This window comes from Algoriphagus sp. 4150, from assembly GCF_031457395.1.
Lineage (GTDB): Bacteria > Bacteroidota > Bacteroidia > Cytophagales > Cyclobacteriaceae > Algoriphagus.
Window position 1 is genome coordinate 1 of record NZ_JAVDWS010000036.1, and the last position, 20,905, is coordinate 20,905.

Here is a 20,905-nt window from a genome sequence, read left to right on the forward strand (position 1 = left end):
CTGAAAATACGTTGGGGCTTTAGTTGAAATCCTTTTTTCATCTTAATTGGTTTTTTGTCCCAACAAAATGTGTCAACTTTATTCAGGGAGTATCATCTTGAATGTCCCGATGGCTATCGGGATTACCAAATCCTATATTGCTTTTGTTTCTTTACTGGCAGAAAAGCGGATATACATAAAAGAGATTGTCACAAGATTAAAAAGTTTAAAAGGCTAGTCGATTTCTCGACTAGCCTTATTTGTTTAATCCCTAATCTGTGTCTTTGGAGGACTGCAAGCAAAATATAAAGGCGTTTTGAAAACTACAGTCCAAAGCTGTATTTGTTCTTCTGCAACCTGTAATGACTATCTAATAGGAATCAGTTTTACCATCAGTCCGCTACCTTGGGTAATCGCATAGATATAGCCGTCCGGACTTTGAGAAACCTGGCGTACCCGACCGATATCCTGAAGCATCACCTCTTGGGATAAAGCCTTTGCTCCGTCCATGTCCACTCGATTGATGTGCATTTTTGCCAGTGCTCCAATAAGTATATCGCCTTTCCAGGCAGGGTACTTGTCTGAAGTAACCATCGTTATGCCGGAGGTGGCGATCGATGGAACAAAATAGGTCAATGGTTGTTCCATTCCTTCTTTTTCCTGGATATCGGATATTGGAGTTCCATTGTAATCTATTCCCCAAGTGATCACCGGCCAACCGTAATTTTTACCTTTTTCGATCAGGTTTAACTCATCGCCACCTTGCGGTCCATGCTCGGCAGCGTACAATTTATTGTTCTCCTTATCGAAATACATTCCTTGGGGATTTCTGTTTCCATAAGTCCAGATTGAAGGCATAGCACCTTCGGTAGCTACAAATGGATTGTCTGCCGGGATACTTCCGTCGTCATGAATCCTGTGGATTTTTCCATGGGAATTGGTTAAGTCTTGGGCATTGGAAGGAGTATCTCCGCGCTCTCCGCTGGAGTAGTAGAGATATCCATCATTGTCAAATACGATTCGACTTCCCAGATGTCTTCCTCCTTTCCATGCTGGGAGAGACTGGATAAGCTCTTCTTGATTGACGGCGTTGTTGCCTTCCAACTTAAATCTCATGATAGTAGTAGAAGAAGTGCTGTCAGGCATTGGTTTACCATAGGAAATATAGATCCATCCATTTTCATCGAAATTCGGATGAACAGTAATATCCATAAGTCCGGATTGATTTATTGTCCAAACTTCCGGAAGTCCCTGGATTTTCTCTCCGGTAAACTTGTCGTCTTTGAAAATCAGAATTTCTCCTTTTTTCTCTGTGACCAGCATTTTGCCGTCACCAAGCCATGTCATTCCCCAAGGATTATCAAATTCTGTGTACAGTGTGTCGACGTTAACCAGCATCTTTTCAGTTTGAACAGCGTAAGTCTCGTCGATAGGTTCGGCTTTAACTTCTTCTTTTGAAGAGCAGGAACTCCAACTAGACAGCCCTGCTGCCAGACAGACAATAGGCAAATAGCGATTGATAGTATTCATAGGTTTATAGATTTGCTTTTCATAGGTCACCCTGACTATTCGGAACAGGCTATAGAGTCCTGCACCTACCTGCCGGCAGACCTGTGGTAATAATCATTCCGCCATACGTTCCCGTAGGTACGGGCTCGATTTCATGGCTTGCTAATGAGGATGCAAGATAAACCACATTTTACGATTCCCGTGTTTTTTTACACCTACTGCTTATAGAATAGACTTTTCTACTGCGGAAGAAATCATGGATTCGGCCTCTTTGACCATGTCGGATGAGCCAATCAGCAGAGGGGTTCTTTGGTGAAGCGAAGTAGGGACGATTTCCAGAATTCTTTGAGTTCCATCTGTAGCCATTGCACCGGCTTGCTCTGCGATGAGTGCCAATGCATTGGCTTCATAGAGCAGGCGAAGCTTTCCTGAAGGATTCTTTTTGGTGGCAGGATACAGATATATTCCACCTTTTAACAGATTTCTATGAAAATCAGCAACAAGGGAGCCAATGTACCTTGCTGAGTACTTTCTTTCCTTGCATTCGTCTATGTATGTCTTGATTCCATCTTCCCATTCTTTCTCGGTTCCCTCATTTACCGAGTAGATTTCTCCATTTTTAGGAGCCTGAATGTTGGGGTGAGAAAGGAAAAATTCACCTAATGATTGCTCATAGGTAAATCCATTTACCCCACAGCATGTAGTGTATACAAGCATAGTGGAAGAGCCATAGAGCACATAGCCTGCCGCGACCTGCTCTGTACCTGCTTGCATAATATCTTCCATTTGAACAGGGCTGCCGATAGGAGTTTTTCTTCGGTAAATCGAGAAAATTGTCCCTATACTGATATTGACGTCAATATTTGAGCTTCCGTCCAGCGGGTCTATAGCCACTACATATTTGCCGGAACTGTTTTGCAAATCTATCACAGCATCCTCTTCTTCTGAAACTATGGCACAGACTTCGCCTCCCTTACTCAGAGCACGCATAAATCTGATATTTGCTATGACGTCCAGTTTTTGCTGTTCTTCACCTTGTACATTGACTTGACCGAAAGCTCCTCCGATATTGGATAGTCCTGCACGTGTAGTTTCACGATTTACTATCTTCGCAGCAAGTGCTATATCACGTAGCAGTTGTGAAAGTTCGCCTGAGGCAAATGGGAAATCGCTTTGCTTGAGTTTGATGAAGCGATCAAGTGTGGTACCGACAGAGTATGCCAGGCCGCTTTGGTCAGGCTGGTAAGGTAGAGTTTTCATGTATTGGAATAGTTCAATTGGTGGTTTAATTCTCTTGAAAAATAAGCAAATATTTTAATGACCAAAACTCAAATTTACAAATTTGGAGGGGCATCAGTGAAAGATGCGCTTGCATTGCAAAACTTAGCTATTATTCTCCGTAATCGATTGCGAAATAATTTTGTGATTGTTGTGTCGGCCATGGGGAAAACCACTAATCACTTGGAGGGTATTCTGTCTCTCAAATTGGAGAACCGGGATTATTCTACGAATAGTACAATTTTAAAAAGCTTCCATTTAGATATTTGCATGGCGTTGTTTCCGGAAGGACATGTGATTTTTCCGAAAATCGAGAATTATTTTATCCGACTCCATCATGAGCTAGACAAGCCTATTTCCAAGGATAACTACGATGAGTATTATGACAGGATAATCGGTTTTGGTGAGCTTCTTTCTTCCCGAATAGTGATGGAGTATTTATGCTCTCAAAATTTACTTGTTCTTTGGCAAGATGCCAGAGAGCTGATTTGTACCGACAGTGATTTCCGCTTTGCGAAAATAAATTGGGAGAGGACTCGTAATAATTGCCAGTCTCAACTGAAGCCAAAGCTGGCGCAATTTCCTGTTTTGACGCAGGGATTTATTGGGAAGGACAGTGTAGGAAGGCCCACTACATTGGGAAGGGAAGGGTCAGATTTTACCGCTGCGATTTTGGCTGCGAGCCTTGATGCCGGATCTGTGACCATCTGGAAAGATGTGCCGGGTGTGCTGAATGCAGATCCGAAGATTTTTGCCAACACCACTCTTTTTGCGGAGCTGGATTATGGGCAAGCTGCGGAAATGACTTTCTACGGTGCATCTGTCATTCATCCCAAGACAATCAAACCCTTGGCAAACTCAAATATCCCACTTTTTGTCAAGTCTTTTCTCAATCCGGATGAGCCGGGAACTAAAATCTATTCACAGGCCAAGGCTGAACCGATACCCACTTTTATTCTGAAAAAAGACCAGATTCTCGTGAGCTTTAAGGTGACAGATTTCACCTTTATAGAAGAGAAGCACATCCATCAAGTATATGAGCAATTGCAGGGGCTTAAGTTGCGTGTGAACATGCTGCAGACTTCTGCAATTTCCATCTCTCTGGTGATCGATTCCCAGTTGTTTAAGTTGGAGCAGTTGCTGACACAGCTTAACAGGCATTTTGAGATTAGGTACAATGAAGGGCTGGAGCTACTCACTGTACTTCATCCGGATAATGATTCTATACCAAAGCTACTGAAAGGCTATGAGGTGCTATTGGAGCAAAGTACGAGAAATACGGTTCAGATCGTACGAAGGATAAAGTAGACTTTGACGAAGGCATTTGCGAAAGGTTGAGGGTATTTGGTCAAAAATCAATATTTTCAGGATATCATAACTCAATAACCTAATCCCAAACCTAAGCCATGGAAACCAGAAGATTATTTTTGCAAAAGGCCAGCCTGTCTGCTATGGCATTGGCTGTACCTGCTTTAACCCCTCTTTCAGCTATGACAAATTCTATGAACACACCTGCCAAAGATTCCAAAACACTCCGGGTTGCCATTATGGGCTTGGGAAGCTATGGCACAAGAGTCGCAGAAGCGATTCAGGACTGTGAGCGTGTAAAACTTGTGGGAGTGATCAGTGGCACTCCTTCTAAAATTGAAGACTGGAAATCTAATTATAACATCCCAGCCAAAAACTGTTACAATTACGACAACTTCGATGCGATAAAAGACAATCCCGATATCGATGCAGTATATGTAATCACTCCAAATGCCCTGCACAAAGATCAGGTAATCCGGGTGGCAAAAGCTGGGAAGCACGCGATCTGTGAGAAGCCTATGGCCACTAGTGCAGAAGATGGGCAGGCTATGGTGGATGCATGTAAAGCGGCGGGAGTCCATTTGCTGATCGGGTATAGGATGCACTTTGAACCAAATACATTGGAAGTAATCCGCATGCGCAAAGATGGAGAATTGGGAGATGTTCGCTTTTTTCAGGGATTATGCGGGTTTGAAATAGGTAATCCAAATCAGTGGCGAATGGACCGTGCGCTTTCAGGTGGAGGCGCGATGATGGATATAGGGATATATGCGATTAACGGTGCGAGATATATGATCGGTGATGAGCCGATATGGGTGACAGCTCAAGAAGTCAAAACCAATCCTGAGAAATTTAAAGAAGGATTGGATGAGACTATTACGTTTCAGCTTGGCTTTCCAAATGGAGTCATTGCTTCATGCCTGTCGACCTACAATATGAATAATCTGGATAGATTTTTTCTTAATGGTAGCAAGGGCTGGGTAGAAATGCAACCATCTACCGGATATGGTCCTATCAAAGGACAGACTCATAAAGGCCCGCTAAATGAACCGATTGTTACTCATCAGACAGTACAGATGGATGAGATGGCCGCAATTATTTTTGACGGTAAAAATCCTGAAGTGCCTGTAAATGGTGAAGAGGGTGTAAAGGATATGAAAATTATTGATGCGATTTTCAGAGCAGTAGAGACAGGGGGAAAAGTCCCGTTGAATCTTGGATAAACTACCGGTGTAATCGGCCTGTCTTCCCCGTCGGTTGACTGATCGCTCAACCTGTGGATGATAGGCCGTTCCAAAAAGTTAGCTGAACGGCTATGAGTTGCAGATACCTTGCTGCTTGCAAGCCCCCGTAGGAAGAATTGTCTATGAGATTATTCTTGCCGATCAGGCATAGAGCTGATGAGTGGCTTTTACCTGAGCAAGGAAACTATCGATAGCTTCGTCCAAAATCTGGTATATTTCTTCAAATCCTTCTTCCCCGCCATAGTATGGGTCCGGGACAGACATGCCTTGCGTTTTAGCTACAAAATTCCGCATCAGGTGAATTTCTTTGTCAGCAAAACCATATCTGATTTTTAAGTTGTTTAGATTTCGTAAGTTGTTATCATCCATTGCCAAAATATAGTCGAAATCTCTAAAATCTGTGCGGTTCACTTGTCTGCTTCGGTGGTTCAGTGGGAGATTGTATTTTGACGCGCATTTTATTGTTCTTTCGTCCGGCAGCTCACCGATGTGAAAATCAGAAGTCCCCGCACTGTCACATTTGAATTGTGACTGCATGCCGACTAGCTCTACTTTGCTATTAAGAATAGCTTCGGCCAAGGGAGACCTGCATATATTGCCAAGACAAACAAATAAAACTCTAATCATAGTGTATTAACTCTGAACTTAACAAGCTTCTTGAAAAAACGAGGGCTTTGAAAGTAGCAAATTTTAGGGGGAAATGCACGGCACAGTTAGTGTTTTTTTTGCTAAAAAGAACGAAACTGACTAGTTGTAATCCTCCTGAGTGTAAATTATGTTGAATAAAACTATTTCCGGTCAAATGGCTACTTTTGACAAATGAAATGGATTTATAGAATCGGGATATTTTTTACCGGGATACTTTTGTTCCCGGGTGGACTGTTTATCCCCAAAATTAGACATTTCTTGGCAGGTAGAAAAAATCTATTTCAGAGACTTTTGTCTTTTAGATCCAAAAGCCCCGGTGAGTTGGCCTGGTTTCATGTGGCTTCTTTAGGAGAATATGAGCAGGCAAGGCCTGTAATTGCTGAATTGAAGCGGGTGAATCCCGGCTATTTAGTTGCAGTAAGTTTTTTTAGCCCGTCAGGCTTTGACAACGTGATCAAAAAGCCACAGGCCAATGTTGATTTTATTACCTATTTGCCTCTGGACAGCAAAAAACAAGCTGACAAATTCGTGTCTGACCTCAAGCCGACAATTGTTTTTTTTGTCAAGTATGATCTGTGGTATCACCATATCAGGGCTGTCAAAGCCAAAGAAATACCGCTTTTTCTTTTTTCAGCTGCTTTTCGCCCAGATCAGATTTACTTCCGAAGAGATGGTTTTTTTAGAGATATCCTGTTTAAGTTCGATTATATTTTTACCCAAAATCAGAATACGCTGGACTTGCTGAAGTCAATTGGCTACTCGAATTCAAGTATTGCCGGAGATACCCGTTTTGACAGAGTGGCAGAGACTGCAAAGAATTATAAAGGGTTTCCCGAACTGGCTAAATGGATTGGAGATAAGCCGACTATAGTCGCAGGATCTGTATGGCAAGAGGATATGGATCTATTGATCCCTCTGATGAATGCCAATCCGGCCTACCGATGGATCATTGCTCCGCATGATTTGAATCCTGAGCCGATGAAACGCTGGTCCGAACAATTATCGCTGAAAACTTCCAGATATTCTCAATGGGATTCGAATTTGCCCTCAGATGTACTTTTTATTGATAATATTGGAATGCTAAGTTCATTGTACCAATTTGCCAAAGTGGCCTATGTGGGAGGTGCTTTTGGCAAAGGGCTTCATAATATTTTGGAGCCTTTGGGCTTCGGGATTCCCGTGATTTTCGGCAAATTGAAAAGGTCGGCAAAATTCCCGGAGTCTGTGGAAAGTCAGGCAAATGGATGCGGATTTGAAGTCAGTGATGTAGAAAGTTTGAGGACGGTATTTGAGAGATTGGAACAGCCTGATTTTTATCAGCAAAGTGCTGATTCTGCTCGAAAATGGGTGAAAATGAATATAGGTGCAGCAGCAAAAATTATTAGTAAGGTGGAGAAATTGCTTTCTGAAGCATGAAATCGGGCATGACGAATAACTGCACCCAATGGATGATTATTTACCTTGCGACCTGCCTGCCGCCAGGCAGGTTCGAGACAGATTACGGCCTTATGAAAGACAAAATATAAACATATGAAGGGAAGAGTGATAAAATCCACGGGAAGCTGGTATTTGGTGCAGACCGAGGGGGAAGTCGTTGCTTCCAGATTGAAGGGGAAGTTTAAGCAAGACGACCTTAAGTTGACCAATCCAATTGCTGTGGGAGATTGGGTAGAACTGGCAAAGGAAGAGAATCAGGAGACCGCAGTGATTTCGGATATTTTGCCACGGGAGAATTATGTGATCCGAAAGTCAACCCGAAAGCAGCATTTTTCCCATATCATTGCCAGCAATCTCGATCAGGCGATTCTTGTCATTACAATGAAAAGTCCGAGGACATCCTTGGGATTTATAGATAGATTTTTGGTCAGCACGGAGAGTTTTCGGATCCCGGCCATTTTGGTCGTGAATAAAATGGATCAAATGTCAGGTGAAAAAGCGGAGGACTGGCTTTTGGATATTCACGAGATCTACGAACCTCTGGGATATCAAGTACTCGAAGTGTCTGCCCTGAAAGAGGAGAATCTGAAGGATAAATTCAATTCGGTATTGGCCGGTAAGTCAACCTTAATCTCGGGACATTCGGGGGTAGGAAAGTCCACTTTGCTCAATGCGCTGGTTCCCGATGCTACCCAGCATACCAAGGAGGTTTCCGGATTTACTTCCAAAGGGGTGCATACCACTACTTTCGCTGAGCTTTTTGCCTTAGAGAACGGCGGTGATCTGATCGATACTCCGGGAATCAAGGAGTTTGGGATTTTGGATATTGAGGATAACGAGCTGTCCCATTATTTTCCTGAAATGAGAAAATACCTTGGACAGTGCAAATACAATAATTGTCAGCATGTGAACGAACCCGGCTGTGTAGTGATCGACAAGGTGGAGGCAGGATTCATTCATCCTTACCGCTACGAAAGTTATTTGAATATCCTCAATGAGGAAGATGATTACAGATAAGCTGCCTGCTTGATTTTGAATCCAAGTAGAATTGGCCTAATTTTCATTTTTGAAAAACACCATGAGCGAAGTACTCAATCACCAGCAGATAAAGAAGAAGATCACCCGGATGGCCTATGAGATTTACGAAAGAAATCTCAACTCAAAAGGCGTTGTGCTTGCAGGAATTTCCGGAATGGGCGGTACTCTGGCCCAACTTCTTGCTGCCGAGCTAAAAGCAATCTCTCCACTTACAATTGAGCTGACCGAAGTTATTTTGGATAAAGTCCATGTTGCTTCGGAGCAAGTACAGCTTTCCGCTGCAATAGATTTGCAGGGAAAAACCTTGATATTGGTGGATGATGTACTCAACACCGGAAAAACGTTGGTGTATGCGATGAAGCCTTTTTTGGAAGAGGAACTCCATAAAATGGAAATAGCAGTGCTTGTCAATCGCAGCCATGGTCTTTTCCCGATTCGGCCGGATTACACGGGTTTCGAACTTTCTACTACACTCAATGAACATATCAAGGTAGATTTCTCAGGAGACAGTTACTTCGTTTATCTACACTAATACTATGTCAGTACATTCCTCTGCAAACGTAAAAAGAATCACTACGCACATTCTTCAGGAGATGAAAGATCGTGGTGAGAAGATCTCAATGCTCACAGCCTATGATTATTCCATGGCCAAAATCGTGGATGCAGCGGGAATCGATATTATTCTCGTGGGTGATTCTGCCTCAAACGTTATGGCCGGCCACGAGACTACCTTGCCTATCACGTTGGATCAGATGATATATCATGCCTCTTCTGTAGTAAGAGCTGTGAGTAGAGCTTTCGTGGTAGTTGATATTCCTTTTGGTAGCTATCAGGGAAATAGCTCTGAGGCATTGAGATCTACCATCCGGATTATGAAAGAGTCAGGAGCCCATGCTATAAAAGTGGAGGGTGGGTCTGAGATCAAAGAATCCGTAGCGAGGATATTAAGTGCAGGAGTACCTGTAATGGGGCACTTGGGATTGACTCCCCAGTCGATTTATAAGTTTGGAACTTACACCGTGAGAGCTAAAGAAGATACTGAAGCATCCAAACTTTTGGAGGATGCGAAGCTTTTGGAAGAGTTGGGATGCTTCGCAATAGTGGTGGAAAAAATCCCGGCAGATCTAGCGAAGAAAGTAGCCGAATCAGTGTCCATTCCAATTATCGGAATAGGTGCAGGAGGCGGTGTGGATGGTCAGGTGCTGGTCGTGCATGATATGTTGGGAATCACCCAGGAATTCAAGCCAAGATTTTTGAGGCAATATGCCGATCTACAGGGAATTATGATGGATGCCTTTGGCCAATATATCAAAGATGTGAAGAATAAGGACTTTCCGAATGAGCAGGAGAGTTATTGAGTAGCTATATATTCTTATTTATGATTATCCGCAATGATGCCAGAAGGCATATTTCCCTTGTTATACCGGAAGGAAGACCCGTCACGGCGAGGCTGGCCGAAGACGGGTGATCCGCCACAGCGGACTGGCCGAAGTGGTCGCTCCGCTAGTGTTTTCCGAATATTATGACACCTTTCTCCTATTACTGGTAGAAAAGAGGATATACATATTCTTATTAGTTGTAAAGGAAAAAGACCTGCAAACGCCGGTCTTTTTCTGAATATAAGCATATCGGTGAATCAGTGGGGGAGCTGGGATTTCTCTTTCACTCTGATCATAAAATCGCTGAGTACATTCATGTAGTTGATAAATGCTTCATATGGGGACTCATATGGACTGAAGTAAGCGTGAATATCTCCATCAGAAAAGAACTTGGTACACATATAGTAAAAGTGATCACTGGTCTGCAGGTATGTCCAATCCCGCTGAATATCATCATCGTCTATATCCTTCACCAGTTTCTCCATTTCATACAACCTATCAAATGCCTCGTCTTGAAGATCGTTGCCAAGCCAAGCTGTCAAATCACGCTCTTCATCTGCCCAAGAAATGGGGATGGGAACATGGATTTTGCCTACAGGTGAAATTTTAGCGACAATTTCGGATGGGGTAGAGAATGTGAAGTTAGTGTTGCTGAAGACCGCATCGGGGAGTGCTTTCATAAATTCGAATATCCCGGTTTCTGCCCATTGATGCTCTCCGAACGTTTCATAATCCATAAAGAGATTGATCGTCTCTTCTTCTTCCGGGACGTTGTTGATCCATTTTACAAACTTATCCGTAGTCAGTGGATAGTCATCCCAGCTTTTGTTTCCAAATCTAAAAGCGATATCATCCGAAAGCTGGAAATTCTTCAGCAATACTTTCAGCTTAGGATTGATGCTGTTGCAGTATACATAATTGGGACTTTTCCATCCGAGAACGTGCTTTGCTCCCTCAGTCAGGATTGCTTCGAAACCCATTTCTGCAACGGTAGCCCCAATCTGGTCTGAATAGATTAACTCGGTGTTTCTAAATACTTTAGGCTGGTATCCATTGAAGAGTTTTTTTATTTTTTCCTGATGTTTTTTCACCATGCTTTGAAACTCCTCCTTGCTCTTCAGCGCTGCAAGTGTGTGGGCATAGGTTTCATTGAGTAATTCACAATGGCCTGTCGCCACTAGCTTTTGAAAACTTTCCAGTACATCGGGAGCATAGGCTTCCAGCTGGTCTAGAAAAACGCCTGACATAGAAAAGCTCACTTTAAAGGCTCCGTTATACTTATGTATCATTTCCAGTAGCAAGGCATTCATCGGGAGATAACATTTTTGTGCCACTTTTCTCATGATGCTGCGATTGGAAAAATCGTCCCAATAGTGATGATCGTCTCCGATATCAAAAAAGCGATAAGGTTTCAGGCGGTATGGCTGATGAACCTGAAAGTAAAAGCATATGGTTCTCATGGTTTTTGCGGTAATGTTTTTTGGTATACAGTGACAAGCTTTTCAGCTACATGCTCCCATTTCAATTTTTTTAATTCTTCAGTTCCCAATTCTTTGAACATTCTGGAAATGCCGTCGTAGTGAAGCAATGCGAAAATGGCATCTGCCATGGAGTCTATATCCCAAAAATCAATTTTAATCGCATTATTGAGTACTTCGGCTACTCCGGATTGTTTGGAAATAATCACAGGAGTGTTGTGGCGGACAGCTTCTAGGGGTGAAATACCAAAAGGCTCTGATACTGAAGGCATCACATAGACGTCTGAAATAGCATACATGTGATCTACATCATCACCTTTGAGAAAACCGGTGAAATGGAACTTGGTTCCCATCCGCAGTTCTGCTACCCTATCAATCATCCTATTCAATAAATCCCCGTTTCCGGCCATTACAAAACGGACATTCGGATCTCGTTCTATGACTTTTTTTGCGGCTTCTACGAAGTATTCAGGACCTTTTTGAAAAGTAATTCTACCCAGAAAAGTCACGATTTTTTCCGGGACTTTCTTTTGGTAGCTGGATTTGATAATGCTTGCATCCAATACTGCATTGTGCAGTACTGTTATCTTGCTTGCCGGAACTCCGTATTTTCTGATGATGATATTCTTGGTCAGTTGACTTACCGCGACTATATGGTCTGCAGCATGCATTCCCGCTCTCTCTATGTCATATACTACTTGATTGACGGATTCGCCGGAGCGGTCAAATTCAGTAGCATGTACATGAGCTATCAGGGGTTTGCCGCTGATTTCCTTTGCTGCAATGCCTGCAGGGAAAGATAGCCAGTCGTGGGCATGGATAATGTCATGTTCTTTCGCTTTGGAGATGTGTGCCGCTACGAGAGCATAGCGGGACACTTCCATCATCAGATCCTTACCGTATTTACCGCTGAATTCAAATTTATTGGAGAAGACACTTTCATCTACGTCTGTCCTGTCGTGAATAGCGTAATCCGTGTATTTCCTAAATTCATCAGGGCCTAAGTAAGGAACCAGAAAACTACTCACTTCTAAGTAAGTGAGGTTTTTCCAGAATTTCTTAAACCGTTTTTCACGGTAATCTATAGTGATGTCGCTCGCATTGACAAAATCTGCCAGCGGTTCTTCATCGCCCCAAAGTTTGGGGACCACAAATATGATGTCTTGATGGTGATGAGCCAGCCCCTTAACCAAGCCGTAGCAAGCCGTCCCTAGACCTCCTGAAATATGTGGCGGGAATTCCCACCCAAACATTAGCACCTTCATAAAGAGTCTTTTATATCTTCTTGACCAAATCCATCATTCTAAGCAATTCTGATACGCTCCAAGCCTGTGAAATCGCTCCTTTCGGGCGATGCGGGGGATCTCCATCATATATTTCTGCCACTGCCCCAACTCCATATTGCGACATTACTCCGTCAAAACCTGTTACGATTTTCTCGATAAAATTCGCCCCGGACTTCCCATGGAGTTTAATATACCCTTCTACAAAATGTCCCAATGGCCACACCCATACAGTGCCGTTATGATAAGCCTCATCTCTGCTGATTTGATCCCCGAAATAATAACCTTTATATCCGGGATCATCAGGAGAAAGTGAACGCATTCCGCGCGGAGTGAGGAGCTTTGATTTTGCCGTTTCCAACACTTGGTCACATTTGTCATCGCTCAGCATTATATAAGGTAACGAAGTTGCAAAAATCATGTTTGGACGTATTGCCCAATCTTTTTCGTCACCATCTATGCAATCTGCCAGATGGCCGTGCTCGTCTGACCAAAATTCTGCCTTAAATGTTTCTTTTATTTTCGCGGCACGTTCTGCAGCTTCTTCATCACCTGTCAACTCATGGTAAAAGCAAAGGGCATTATACCACAGTGCCTGTATCTCTACAGGACATCCTTTACGCTGGGTGACGGGACCGTCGGGAGTCACTGCGTCCATCCATGTAAGGGCTTTTCCGTCTGCGCCACCGTATACCAGCCCATTTTCCAGTACATGTATATTGAATTCTGTTCCCTCTACATAGCCATCTATGATGCCTTTCATTTTAGCGAGGTATCGATCTTTGATGGTTTTGCTGTCTCCTGTATATAGTATGTATTGTTGCAATGCCCAGAAGTACCATAGCGGGGCATCTATTGAATTCATGTTGGTGGTCACTCCACTCCCGACATTAGGGAAAAGAGGTCCTTTCAGATCTCTGGACATGGTGTCCATGATGTCAAGAAATGTCTTGAAATCTCCTGTAGTAAGCGTAAGTCCCGGGGCAGCCACAAAAGTGTCTCTTCCCCACCATCCAAACCATGGATATCCTGCTATAACCCTTGTGTCACCATCGCGCTGTCTTAGGAACTGTCCTGCTGAGTTTTTGAGACAGTTGACAAAATTGCTTCTTGGAATTCTTCTTGCGATTTCTTTCTCGAAAGCGCTTTGGCGGGTTTTTGGATCTGCTTCTGTCAATCCAGCCGAAAATATGACAGATTCGCCTTTTTCAATGTCAAATTCGAAATATCCCGGAACATATAGATCTTCCTGGTAATCATACCCCCGCTCACGCTCCAAGATGTATTCAATTTGGTAATACCAGTCAGGAGCAGGAACAAATTCTACTTCTTTGGATATCTGCAGATAAAGCGGGTCGTAAGCATCGTAAAGATGAAAGACTGCTCCATTCGGCGCTTTCTTGTATTTCTTGTTTATAAAGGTGTTTGCCTTAGAAAGGTCGTGGTACCCCCGAAATGCCAAGAACGGCTGAACCCGTATTTTAGTAGGGGAGTGTGCATCCAGTAAGGTGTACCGGATCATCAGACGATCTCTGTTCGTATCCAAAATCAGTTCTTTTTGTAAAAGAACTCCGCCTACGCGGTAAGTGAGTTTCGGGATAGGCTCAGAATCAAAGTCCTCAAGGTATTTGTGTCCTCTTGGAGAATAATTACCGGGAAATTTACTGATGCCTAAATTGAAACTTGCGCCACGCTGGATCACCGTTTCGTGGACGGTAGATAACATGACGTGGCTTTGGGAATCAATTTGGGGTTGAGGTACTACCAGCAGTCCGTGGTATTTGCGGGTATTGCAGCAAATAATCGAAGTGCTGGTGTAGGCACCCGAACGGTTGGTTCTGATGATCTCTCTTTCAAGAGAATAATTCAGATTGATTAGTTGTGTTTTATCGAAATGGATATAACTCATGCGGGAAAAATTCTATGTTGTTAAAAATAGAGCTTTGCACCGACAAGAAAAATGAAATGGAAAAAAATAAAGGTTATGTTTCCATAACCTTTTGATTTTGTAGAAATAATTAGGAATGAATCGCTTCTTTTTGAATTTCTTCGAAATTTCTCAACGATTCTTCAAATTTCATCAAGTAGTTTTTTGCCATCCTTAGATTGATAGGTTTCACTTGAGGGAATTTTGGCGAAGTTTTGAACAAGGTAAACATCTGAAGTTGGTTTAGTTCTGGCAGGTTTTATCAAATGCTGTGCCAATAGAGGCTCTATAAATAACAAAGCCCCTCAAATTGAGGGGCTTTTGATGGGTGAAAGACCGGGTTCGAACCGGCGACCTCTGGATCCACAAACCAGCGCTCTAACCAGCTGAGCTACAATCACCATTTAATCATCTGGATTGTTTTCTTCCAAACGGTCTGCAAAAGTAATAATTATGCTGAATCAGCGCAAGATGATTTCTAAAATTTTCTTGAAAAATTAAGGCGTTCACCTTTTTTGCCTTCGTGGAATGCTCCGTTTTCGTACGCCAAATGTCCGGAAACGACTGTGTGTGTGATCTTTGACTTAAAGGTGTGACCCTCGAAAGGAGACCAGCCACATTTGGATAAAATATTCTCCTTGGAGACTTTCCATGGATTATTTAGGTCGACCAATACCAAATCGGCATAATATCCTTCTCTGATAAATCCTCTTTCCTTGATATGGAATAAAGTAGCTACGTTGTGGCACATTTTCAGTGCGATTTTTTCCAGGCTGATTTTTCCTTGATGATAGAAGTCTAGCATGGCGACTAAGCTGTGTTGATTAAGCGGTCCGCCGGAAGGAGCTTTAGTGTATACTTGTGCTTTTTCCTCCAGCGTATGGGGGGCATGGTCTGTGGCGACCACATCGATGGTGCCATCCAGCATTGCATTAAAAATTGCTTCTCTGTCTTTGGCGGTTTTTACGGCTGGGTTCCATTTGATCAGATTTCCCTTGGTGTCATAATCTGCTTCGGAAAACCACATATGGTGAATACAAGCCTCAGCGGTTACTTTTTTCTCTTCCAACGGAATAGTATTGGTAAAAAGCTCCAGTTCTTTTGCTGTGCTGATATGAAGAATATGAAGGCGGGTGCCGTATTTTTTTGCCATGGCCACAGCTCTGCTTGATGCATCGTAGCAGGCTTCCTCGGATCTGATTTTCCCATGGAATTTTACAGGAATGTCGTCACCATAGATAGATTTGAACTCATCGAGATTTGCTTTTATGATGTTGTCATTTTCACTGTGTATGGCGATGATGGCTTTGCACTGTTTAAATATTTCTTCCAGGGATTCAATGTTGTCCACCACCATGTTTCCTGTGGAAGAGCCTTGGAAAATCTTTAATCCACACACCTCTTCGAAGTTCACTTTCATGATCTCGTCCAAGTTGCTGTTTGTCGCCCCCATGAAAAAAGAATAGTTTGCCAGCGAAACTTCTGAAGCCCTGGAATACTTCTGCTCAAGTAATTCCAGTGTAGTAGCCTGGGGAATGGTGTTTGGCATTTCCATATAAGAGGTGGTGCCTCCGGCTACTCCTGCCTTTGCTTCCGTGTAGATCTCCGCTTTATGGGTGAGTCCCGGTTCTCTGAAGTGTACTTGATCGTCAATTATTCCTGGGAAAAGGTGTTTTCCCGTAGCGTCAATATGAATGTCAGCCTTCTCCATCCTGAGATCTTCTCCCAATTTTGAGATTCTTCCATTTTCTACCAACACATCGCCCGGACTTATCCGGCCTTCATTGACTATATTTGCACCGGTGATCAGAATACTTTTCATCTTTACTCCTTTTAGGATTTTACTAGTTCAACCAAAATTAACGAATCATGAGCAATGAGGCCTCAACTTTTGAAGCATTTAAGCTAAATAGACAGCTATTGAATGCAGTGGCGGATGCGGGTTACACTCATCCTACACCTATTCAGGAAAAGGCGATCCCACTTGCGCTTGCCGGACACGATGTACTGGGAATTGCTCAGACAGGCACAGGGAAGACTGCTGCCTATGTATTGCCGCTTCTAATGAAGGTGAAATATGCGCAAGGTGACCACGCCAGAGCTGTGATTTTGGCACCCACTCGTGAACTGGTGATGCAGATCGAAGAAGTAGTGCTGCAGATGGCAGTTCATACCGATTTGAGAATGGTGGCGCTCTACGGTGGTTTGGGGCCAAAGACTCAGATTGAAATTTTGGAAAAAGGAGTTGATATTATTGTTTCCACACCCGGAAGATTTCTTGATATCTATAGAAAAGGGAAAATATTGACCAAGGAAATCAAAACCCTGGTTTTGGATGAAGCGGACAAAATGATGGATATGGGCTTTATGCCGCAGATCAGATCTATTTTGGAAATCATCCCTATCAAGAGACAAAACTTGCTGTTCTCCGCAACTTTCGGCGAACGTATCGACAGGTTTGCCGCCGAATTTCTGGAGTTTCCGGAGCGGGTGGAAGTAACTCCACAAGCCACCACGGCTGAGACGATCGGGCAGGTGAAGTATTTGGTGCCTAATATTAAAACGAAATTGAGTCTACTTGCTCATTTATTTAAGAATGAGGAATTCAGTAGAGCCATAATTTTTACCCGATCAAGAAAAAATGCGGAAGAGGTGTTTGCCTTTCTAAGTCATCGTAGCTATGGTGAAGTGCGCGTGATTCATGCGAATAAGGGGCAAAATACCCGTATTAATTCTATTGAGGATTTCAAAGGCGGTGATGTACGTATTCTGGTAGCCACCGATGTGGCCTCAAGAGGATTGGATGTGACTATGGTATCTCATGTGATCAACTTCGATGTGCCTTTGATCTACGAAGACTATGTGCATAGGATAGGTAGAACAGGTAGGGCTGAGCAAGAAGGCAAGGCAATCAGTTTTGTCAATCCTGCGGAAACCTATCATTTCGAAAAGATCGAAGAGATCATCCGGATGAAAGTGGAAGAGGCGGAAATACCCGGTGAAGTGGATGTGACTGCTACTCCATTTGAGGAAAAACAGGCCTATGCACGTGAATTGGATCGCCTGCTACAACGAGACAATCCTGATTATAAGGGAGCTTTTCATGAGAAAAAGGAGCATAAAAAGCCAAATCCTCACTTAGAGCAGCAAGAGAAAGAGAAAAAGCGTGGGAATAAGAATTCCAAAGCCAAAACCAATAGAAACCAACTGAAGACTAAGCACCAGAAGAATAAGGGGAAATAAGCTACAGAGTATCGAGATGCTTAATTTTCGTTTTGTTTTCTGCAGATAAACTAAAAACCACGGCTCATATCGAACCGTGGTTTTCAGAACTTGTTATTTTTTGCTAAGTAAGACAAATCCGATTAGTGCTATAAACAAGCATAGTGGAGAATAAAATAGTGTGTCTAACTTGGCAAATTCGGTTGATTTAATTTGTTTGAAAAAACCGATGTATTTGAAATCACCCAATGCCCTCAAAGCAAAAATTATTGGGATGATCCACAGTCCAATAATTTTAATCCAATAGGGGAATTTGCCTTTTGCTGAAATGAAAGTTGACCAGTAAAAGAGTCCAAACAGAGATAATGCGACTCCAATGATTATACTGTCAATTGTCTGTGGGTTAAGCATGCGGATCCCCTGTTCATTTGTAGGCAATGCACTTTCAAATCCCCGCTGACCTCCACTTGCCCAATAAAAATGAATTAAAGCAAGTCCGGAGAAGGATATAATTAAAAGTATTGGGAGTGTTGATTTCATTATTTTTACTTCTAAATACTCGCTACTTATTCTGGCCCATATAATCCACTACGAAGTAACTTAAAGTTCGCATTCCAAGTACAAACCCACCTTCGTCTATGTAGAACCCTGGAGTGTGATGGGATGGAGTGGTCAATGGATCACCTCCTTTTTTCATTCCCCCCAGAAAAATGAATAGACCGGGTTTTTCCCGCTGGAAAAAGCTGAAATCTTCCGCTCCTGTCACAGGATTCAAATAAATTAAATTTTCTGCGCCTGCTGCTGCTTCCAGGGATGGGAGCATTTCCCTTGTCAAGTCAGGATGATTGACTGTGGAGGGGTAGAGTTTTTCGATCTTCAGGTCCACGGTAGCTCCGGCACTTTCGGCAATATTTGTCACGATTTCAGTTACCCGCTTATGCACTAGCACTTGCTGCTCATCACCAAAAGTTCGTATAGTACCGATCATCCCGACTTCCTCCGGAATAATGTTGTGTCTGATCCCTCCATGAATTGCTCCGATGGTCACCACGGCAGGATTCTGGGTGACATTCACATTTCTGGAAAGAATAGTCTGTAGTCCCATGATGATCTGTGAGCTGGTTACTATTGGATCCACACTTGACCAAGGGTATGCACCATGTGCTTGTCTGCCTTTTACAGTTATATCCAGATTGTCTACTGCCGCCATCACCGGACCGGATCTGTAGCCAATCTTCCCGACTTCTGTTTGGGAATTGATATGCAAGCCAAAAATAGCATCTACATCCTCCATCACGCCCTCTTTTACCATCAGTTCCGCCCCGGCTATTTCCGCATCAAATACGCCTTCTTCGGCAGGCTGGAAAATAAATTTCACCGTTCCTTCCAGCTCACCTTTCATGCCCGCAAGTACTTCTGCTACGCCCATCAAGATTGCCACATGTGTATCGTGGCCACAGGCATGCATTACTCCTGTTTCCTGACCATTGTAAGTGGCCGTGTTCACAGATTTGAAGGGTAAGTCATTGCGTTCTGTCACCGGGAGTGCGTCCATATCTGCGCGAAGCGCTACTGTTGGCCCGGGCTTACCTCCTTTCAAGACTCCCACGACTCCAGTCACAGCTACATTTTCTGTCACTTCAATGCCTAAAGAGCGCAAGTGATCGGCGATTTTTTTTGCCGTACGGGTTTCTTGGTTTCCCAGCTCAGGATGCATGTGGATGTCCCGTCTCCACTCAATCACTTTGGATTCAATGGAATTTGCCTTGGTGTCGATAGCCTTGTGGAGTTCCGTTTGGGCTGAAAGATTTCCGGTGCCCATGATCATCGGGCACAGCAGTAGGGGGAATAAAAGTTTTTTCATAGTCGGTGGTTTATATGATGTAATCCAAATTTATAAAAATGTGCCAATGCTCAAGCTTTTTGAGGGATTTGGAACCAAACTCTTTTTGTAAAAGAACTATTTCTGCTAAAAAAACTTTTGTACAGTAAATCTAATAAGCAAGAAGCTATGCAACTCAACAATCAACTGGCAGTAGTCACCGGTGTCAGCAAAGGAATAGGACTGGAAGTCGTCAAATTGTTACTTGAAAAAGGAACGGTCGTTGCCGGATGGGGGAGGAATGCTCCGGATTTTGAACATGAAAACTTCCATTTTTTCGCCTGTGATGTTGCTGATGAAGATTCGGTGGAGAAAGCATTTCTGGAAACAACGGGCAAACTGGGAACTGATATCAGAATACTTGTCAATAATGCGGGATTTGGAATTGCGGGCAAATTCGAAGAAATGTCCTCCCAAGATTGGAAAGCAATGTTTGATACCAATGTCCACGGGATTTTCTACGTGAGTAAGAGACTGGTTCCAGCTATGAAAGCAGCTGATGAAGGACATGTTTTGAATGTTGCATCCATCGCAGGATTGAATGGAGTGGCTAATTTTGCCGGATATGTAGGGACAAAGCATGCGGTACGCGGGATTTCCCATTCTATGTATATAGAGCTTCGTGATTTTGGGATTAAAGTTTCTACGATTTATCCCGGATCTACCCAAACCAATTTCTTCGATGAGATAGAAGGTTCCAATGCCAATGAACATATGATGCGTCCCCAAGATGTGGCTCAGACGATTGTCCAAACTTTGGAAACCCATCCGAATTACTTCGTAGCGGACGTGGAGTGTAGGCCATTAAGGCCGAAAGGCAAGAAGTAACGAGCTTACATTTTAAAACAGACATTTACTCCCCCGCAAGTTTCAAATTGTAGGGTGAGTTACGCATTATTATTCTTATGATTATCCGCTTTTCTACCAGTAAGGAAGCAAAAGCGACAAGAATGTGATAACCAAAATCAGGTAAGGTCATTCGGTCTTCCGTCTACTGTCTTCCCTCCCGTAAACCAAAGAGAATATGGCTACTGGCATCATTGCGGATAATCACATAAATTTATAAGTATAGCTATGAAATCGAGCATGTCGAAGACGACACACAACTTGTCCCGAACTTGCTTCGGGAGAGGGATGATTATCAGCCATGCGAGATTCTCCCGAATCAAGTTCGGGACAGGCTATCTGACCTCTTAAACAAATTATAAACAGATGAAATATCCATGACGGGAGCGCGACACACAGGGGCATGATTATAAATCCCGGCATCCACCATTTTCGTAGAAATCAACC

Annotated in this window: 17 protein-coding genes and 1 tRNA gene; 8 read left to right on the forward strand and 10 right to left on the reverse strand. The window is 43.1% G+C overall.

Annotated features, from left to right (window positions below; all coding sequences use genetic code 11):
- Positions 1–345: 345 nt before the first annotated feature.
- Together J2X69_RS23650 and fbp are read right to left on the reverse strand one after the other, a co-directional pair.
- Positions 346–1,509, reverse strand: coding sequence for a PQQ-dependent sugar dehydrogenase (locus J2X69_RS23650; protein ID WP_310109000.1), 1,164 nt, complete (start codon positions 1,507–1,509; stop codon positions 346–348).
- A gap of 201 nt (positions 1,510–1,710) precedes the next feature.
- The gene (gene fbp, locus J2X69_RS23655; protein ID WP_310109004.1) at positions 1,711–2,748 is read right to left on the reverse strand and encodes a class 1 fructose-bisphosphatase; all 1,038 of its coding nucleotides are present in this window, start codon (positions 2,746–2,748) and stop codon (positions 1,711–1,713) included.
- Positions 2,749–2,805: 57 nt separating this feature from the next.
- Between fbp and J2X69_RS23660 the strand changes: the two genes are divergently transcribed.
- Together J2X69_RS23660 and J2X69_RS23665 are read left to right on the forward strand one after the other, a co-directional pair.
- Positions 2,806–4,074: an aspartate kinase gene (locus tag J2X69_RS23660; RefSeq protein WP_310109008.1), complete on the forward strand. Its 1,269-nt coding sequence runs from the start codon at positions 2,806–2,808 to the stop codon at positions 4,072–4,074.
- Between the two features lie 98 nt (positions 4,075–4,172).
- Positions 4,173–5,297: a Gfo/Idh/MocA family oxidoreductase gene (locus tag J2X69_RS23665; RefSeq protein WP_310109014.1), complete on the forward strand. Its 1,125-nt coding sequence runs from the start codon at positions 4,173–4,175 to the stop codon at positions 5,295–5,297.
- 162 nt (positions 5,298–5,459) lie between these two features.
- Here J2X69_RS23665 and J2X69_RS23670 read toward each other — a convergent pair whose 3' ends face one another.
- A complete protein-coding gene (locus J2X69_RS23670) occupies positions 5,460–5,945 on the reverse strand; it encodes a low molecular weight protein-tyrosine-phosphatase (protein ID WP_310109017.1) in 486 nt (161 codons plus the stop codon).
- Positions 5,946–6,137: 192 nt separating this feature from the next.
- Between J2X69_RS23670 and J2X69_RS23675 the strand changes: the two genes are divergently transcribed.
- The 4 genes from J2X69_RS23675 (at position 6,138) to panB (ending at position 9,799) form a co-directional block, all read left to right on the forward strand.
- A complete protein-coding gene (locus J2X69_RS23675; RefSeq protein ID WP_310109021.1) occupies positions 6,138–7,382 on the forward strand; it encodes a glycosyltransferase N-terminal domain-containing protein in 1,245 nt (414 codons plus the stop codon).
- Between the two features lie 114 nt (positions 7,383–7,496).
- Positions 7,497–8,420: a ribosome small subunit-dependent GTPase A gene (gene rsgA / locus J2X69_RS23680; RefSeq protein ID WP_310109024.1), complete on the forward strand. Its 924-nt coding sequence runs from the start codon at positions 7,497–7,499 to the stop codon at positions 8,418–8,420.
- A 61-nt stretch (positions 8,421–8,481) separates the two neighbouring features.
- Positions 8,482–8,973, forward strand: coding sequence for a phosphoribosyltransferase family protein (locus tag J2X69_RS23685; RefSeq protein ID WP_310109026.1), 492 nt, complete (start codon positions 8,482–8,484; stop codon positions 8,971–8,973).
- 4 nt (positions 8,974–8,977) lie between these two features.
- A complete protein-coding gene (panB, locus tag J2X69_RS23690; RefSeq protein WP_192347989.1) occupies positions 8,978–9,799 on the forward strand; it encodes a 3-methyl-2-oxobutanoate hydroxymethyltransferase in 822 nt (273 codons plus the stop codon).
- A gap of 278 nt (positions 9,800–10,077) precedes the next feature.
- On the opposite strand, the gene J2X69_RS23695 is transcribed toward panB, so the two are convergent.
- The 5 genes from J2X69_RS23695 to J2X69_RS23715 form a co-directional block, all read right to left on the reverse strand.
- Complete coding sequence (locus tag J2X69_RS23695) at positions 10,078–11,280, reverse strand: glycoside hydrolase family 57 protein (protein ID WP_310109032.1); 1,203 nt, start codon at positions 11,278–11,280, stop codon at positions 10,078–10,080.
- A complete protein-coding gene (locus J2X69_RS23700) occupies positions 11,277–12,563 on the reverse strand; it encodes a glycosyltransferase family 4 protein (protein WP_310109034.1) in 1,287 nt (428 codons plus the stop codon). The genes J2X69_RS23695 and J2X69_RS23700 overlap by 4 nt, the downstream gene beginning before the upstream one ends.
- Positions 12,564–12,573: 10 nt before the next feature.
- Positions 12,574–14,490 (reverse strand): amylo-alpha-1,6-glucosidase, encoded by a 1,917-nt coding sequence (locus tag J2X69_RS23705; protein ID WP_310109036.1) that lies wholly within the window; start codon positions 14,488–14,490, stop codon positions 12,574–12,576.
- Between the two features lie 344 nt (positions 14,491–14,834).
- Positions 14,835–14,910, reverse strand: a tRNA-His gene (locus J2X69_RS23710).
- Positions 14,911–14,986: 76 nt separating this feature from the next.
- Positions 14,987–16,330, reverse strand: a complete 1,344-nt coding sequence (locus tag J2X69_RS23715; protein WP_310109038.1) for a dihydroorotase — start codon at positions 16,328–16,330, stop codon at positions 14,987–14,989.
- Positions 16,331–16,377: 47 nt separating this feature from the next.
- Here J2X69_RS23715 and J2X69_RS23720 point away from each other — a divergent pair, with 47 nt between their 5' ends.
- Complete coding sequence (locus J2X69_RS23720) at positions 16,378–17,751, forward strand: DEAD/DEAH box helicase (protein ID WP_310109040.1); 1,374 nt, start codon at positions 16,378–16,380, stop codon at positions 17,749–17,751.
- Between the two features lie 93 nt (positions 17,752–17,844).
- Here J2X69_RS23720 and J2X69_RS23725 read toward each other — a convergent pair whose 3' ends face one another.
- Both J2X69_RS23725 and J2X69_RS23730 read right to left on the reverse strand, forming a co-directional pair.
- Positions 17,845–18,270 carry a DUF3995 domain-containing protein gene (locus tag J2X69_RS23725; protein WP_310109043.1) on the reverse strand — a complete coding sequence of 142 codons (426 nt, stop codon included), beginning with the start codon at positions 18,268–18,270 and terminating at the stop codon, positions 17,845–17,847.
- 22 nt (positions 18,271–18,292) lie between these two features.
- Positions 18,293–19,594, reverse strand: coding sequence for an amidohydrolase (locus J2X69_RS23730; protein WP_310109045.1), 1,302 nt, complete (start codon positions 19,592–19,594; stop codon positions 18,293–18,295).
- A 117-nt stretch (positions 19,595–19,711) separates the two neighbouring features.
- On the opposite strand from J2X69_RS23730, the gene J2X69_RS23735 reads away from it, so the two are divergent.
- On the forward strand, positions 19,712–20,440 hold the full coding sequence (locus J2X69_RS23735; protein ID WP_310109047.1) for an SDR family oxidoreductase: 729 nt from the start codon (positions 19,712–19,714) through the stop codon (positions 20,438–20,440).
- The last annotated feature ends 465 nt before the right edge of the window (positions 20,441–20,905 follow it).

Coding starts and splice junctions, on each gene's coding strand:
- J2X69_RS23660 (WP_310109008.1), top strand. CDS start 2,806: ATGACCAAAACTCAAATTTACAAATTTGGAGGGGCATCAGTGAAAGAT.
- J2X69_RS23670 (WP_310109017.1), bottom strand. CDS start 5,945: ATGATTAGAGTTTTATTTGTTTGTCTTGGCAATATATGCAGGTCTCCC.
- J2X69_RS23695 (WP_310109032.1), bottom strand. CDS start 11,280: ATGAGAACCATATGCTTTTACTTTCAGGTTCATCAGCCATACCGCCTG.
- J2X69_RS23705 (WP_310109036.1), bottom strand. CDS start 14,490: ATGAGTTATATCCATTTCGATAAAACACAACTAATCAATCTGAATTAT.
- J2X69_RS23675 (WP_310109021.1), top strand. CDS start 6,138: ATGAAATGGATTTATAGAATCGGGATATTTTTTACCGGGATACTTTTG.
- J2X69_RS23715 (WP_310109038.1), bottom strand. CDS start 16,330: ATGAAAAGTATTCTGATCACCGGTGCAAATATAGTCAATGAAGGCCGG.
- J2X69_RS23665 (WP_310109014.1), top strand. CDS start 4,173: ATGGAAACCAGAAGATTATTTTTGCAAAAGGCCAGCCTGTCTGCTATG.
- J2X69_RS23730 (WP_310109045.1), bottom strand. CDS start 19,594: ATGAAAAAACTTTTATTCCCCCTACTGCTGTGCCCGATGATCATGGGC.
- J2X69_RS23720 (WP_310109040.1), top strand. CDS start 16,378: ATGAGCAATGAGGCCTCAACTTTTGAAGCATTTAAGCTAAATAGACAG.
- rsgA (WP_310109024.1), top strand. CDS start 7,497: ATGAAGGGAAGAGTGATAAAATCCACGGGAAGCTGGTATTTGGTGCAG.
- J2X69_RS23685 (WP_310109026.1), top strand. CDS start 8,482: ATGAGCGAAGTACTCAATCACCAGCAGATAAAGAAGAAGATCACCCGG.
- fbp (WP_310109004.1), bottom strand. CDS start 2,748: ATGAAAACTCTACCTTACCAGCCTGACCAAAGCGGCCTGGCATACTCT.
- J2X69_RS23650 (WP_310109000.1), bottom strand. CDS start 1,509: ATGAATACTATCAATCGCTATTTGCCTATTGTCTGTCTGGCAGCAGGG.
- J2X69_RS23700 (WP_310109034.1), bottom strand. CDS start 12,563: ATGAAGGTGCTAATGTTTGGGTGGGAATTCCCGCCACATATTTCAGGA.
- J2X69_RS23725 (WP_310109043.1), bottom strand. CDS start 18,270: ATGAAATCAACACTCCCAATACTTTTAATTATATCCTTCTCCGGACTT.
- panB (WP_192347989.1), top strand. CDS start 8,978: ATGTCAGTACATTCCTCTGCAAACGTAAAAAGAATCACTACGCACATT.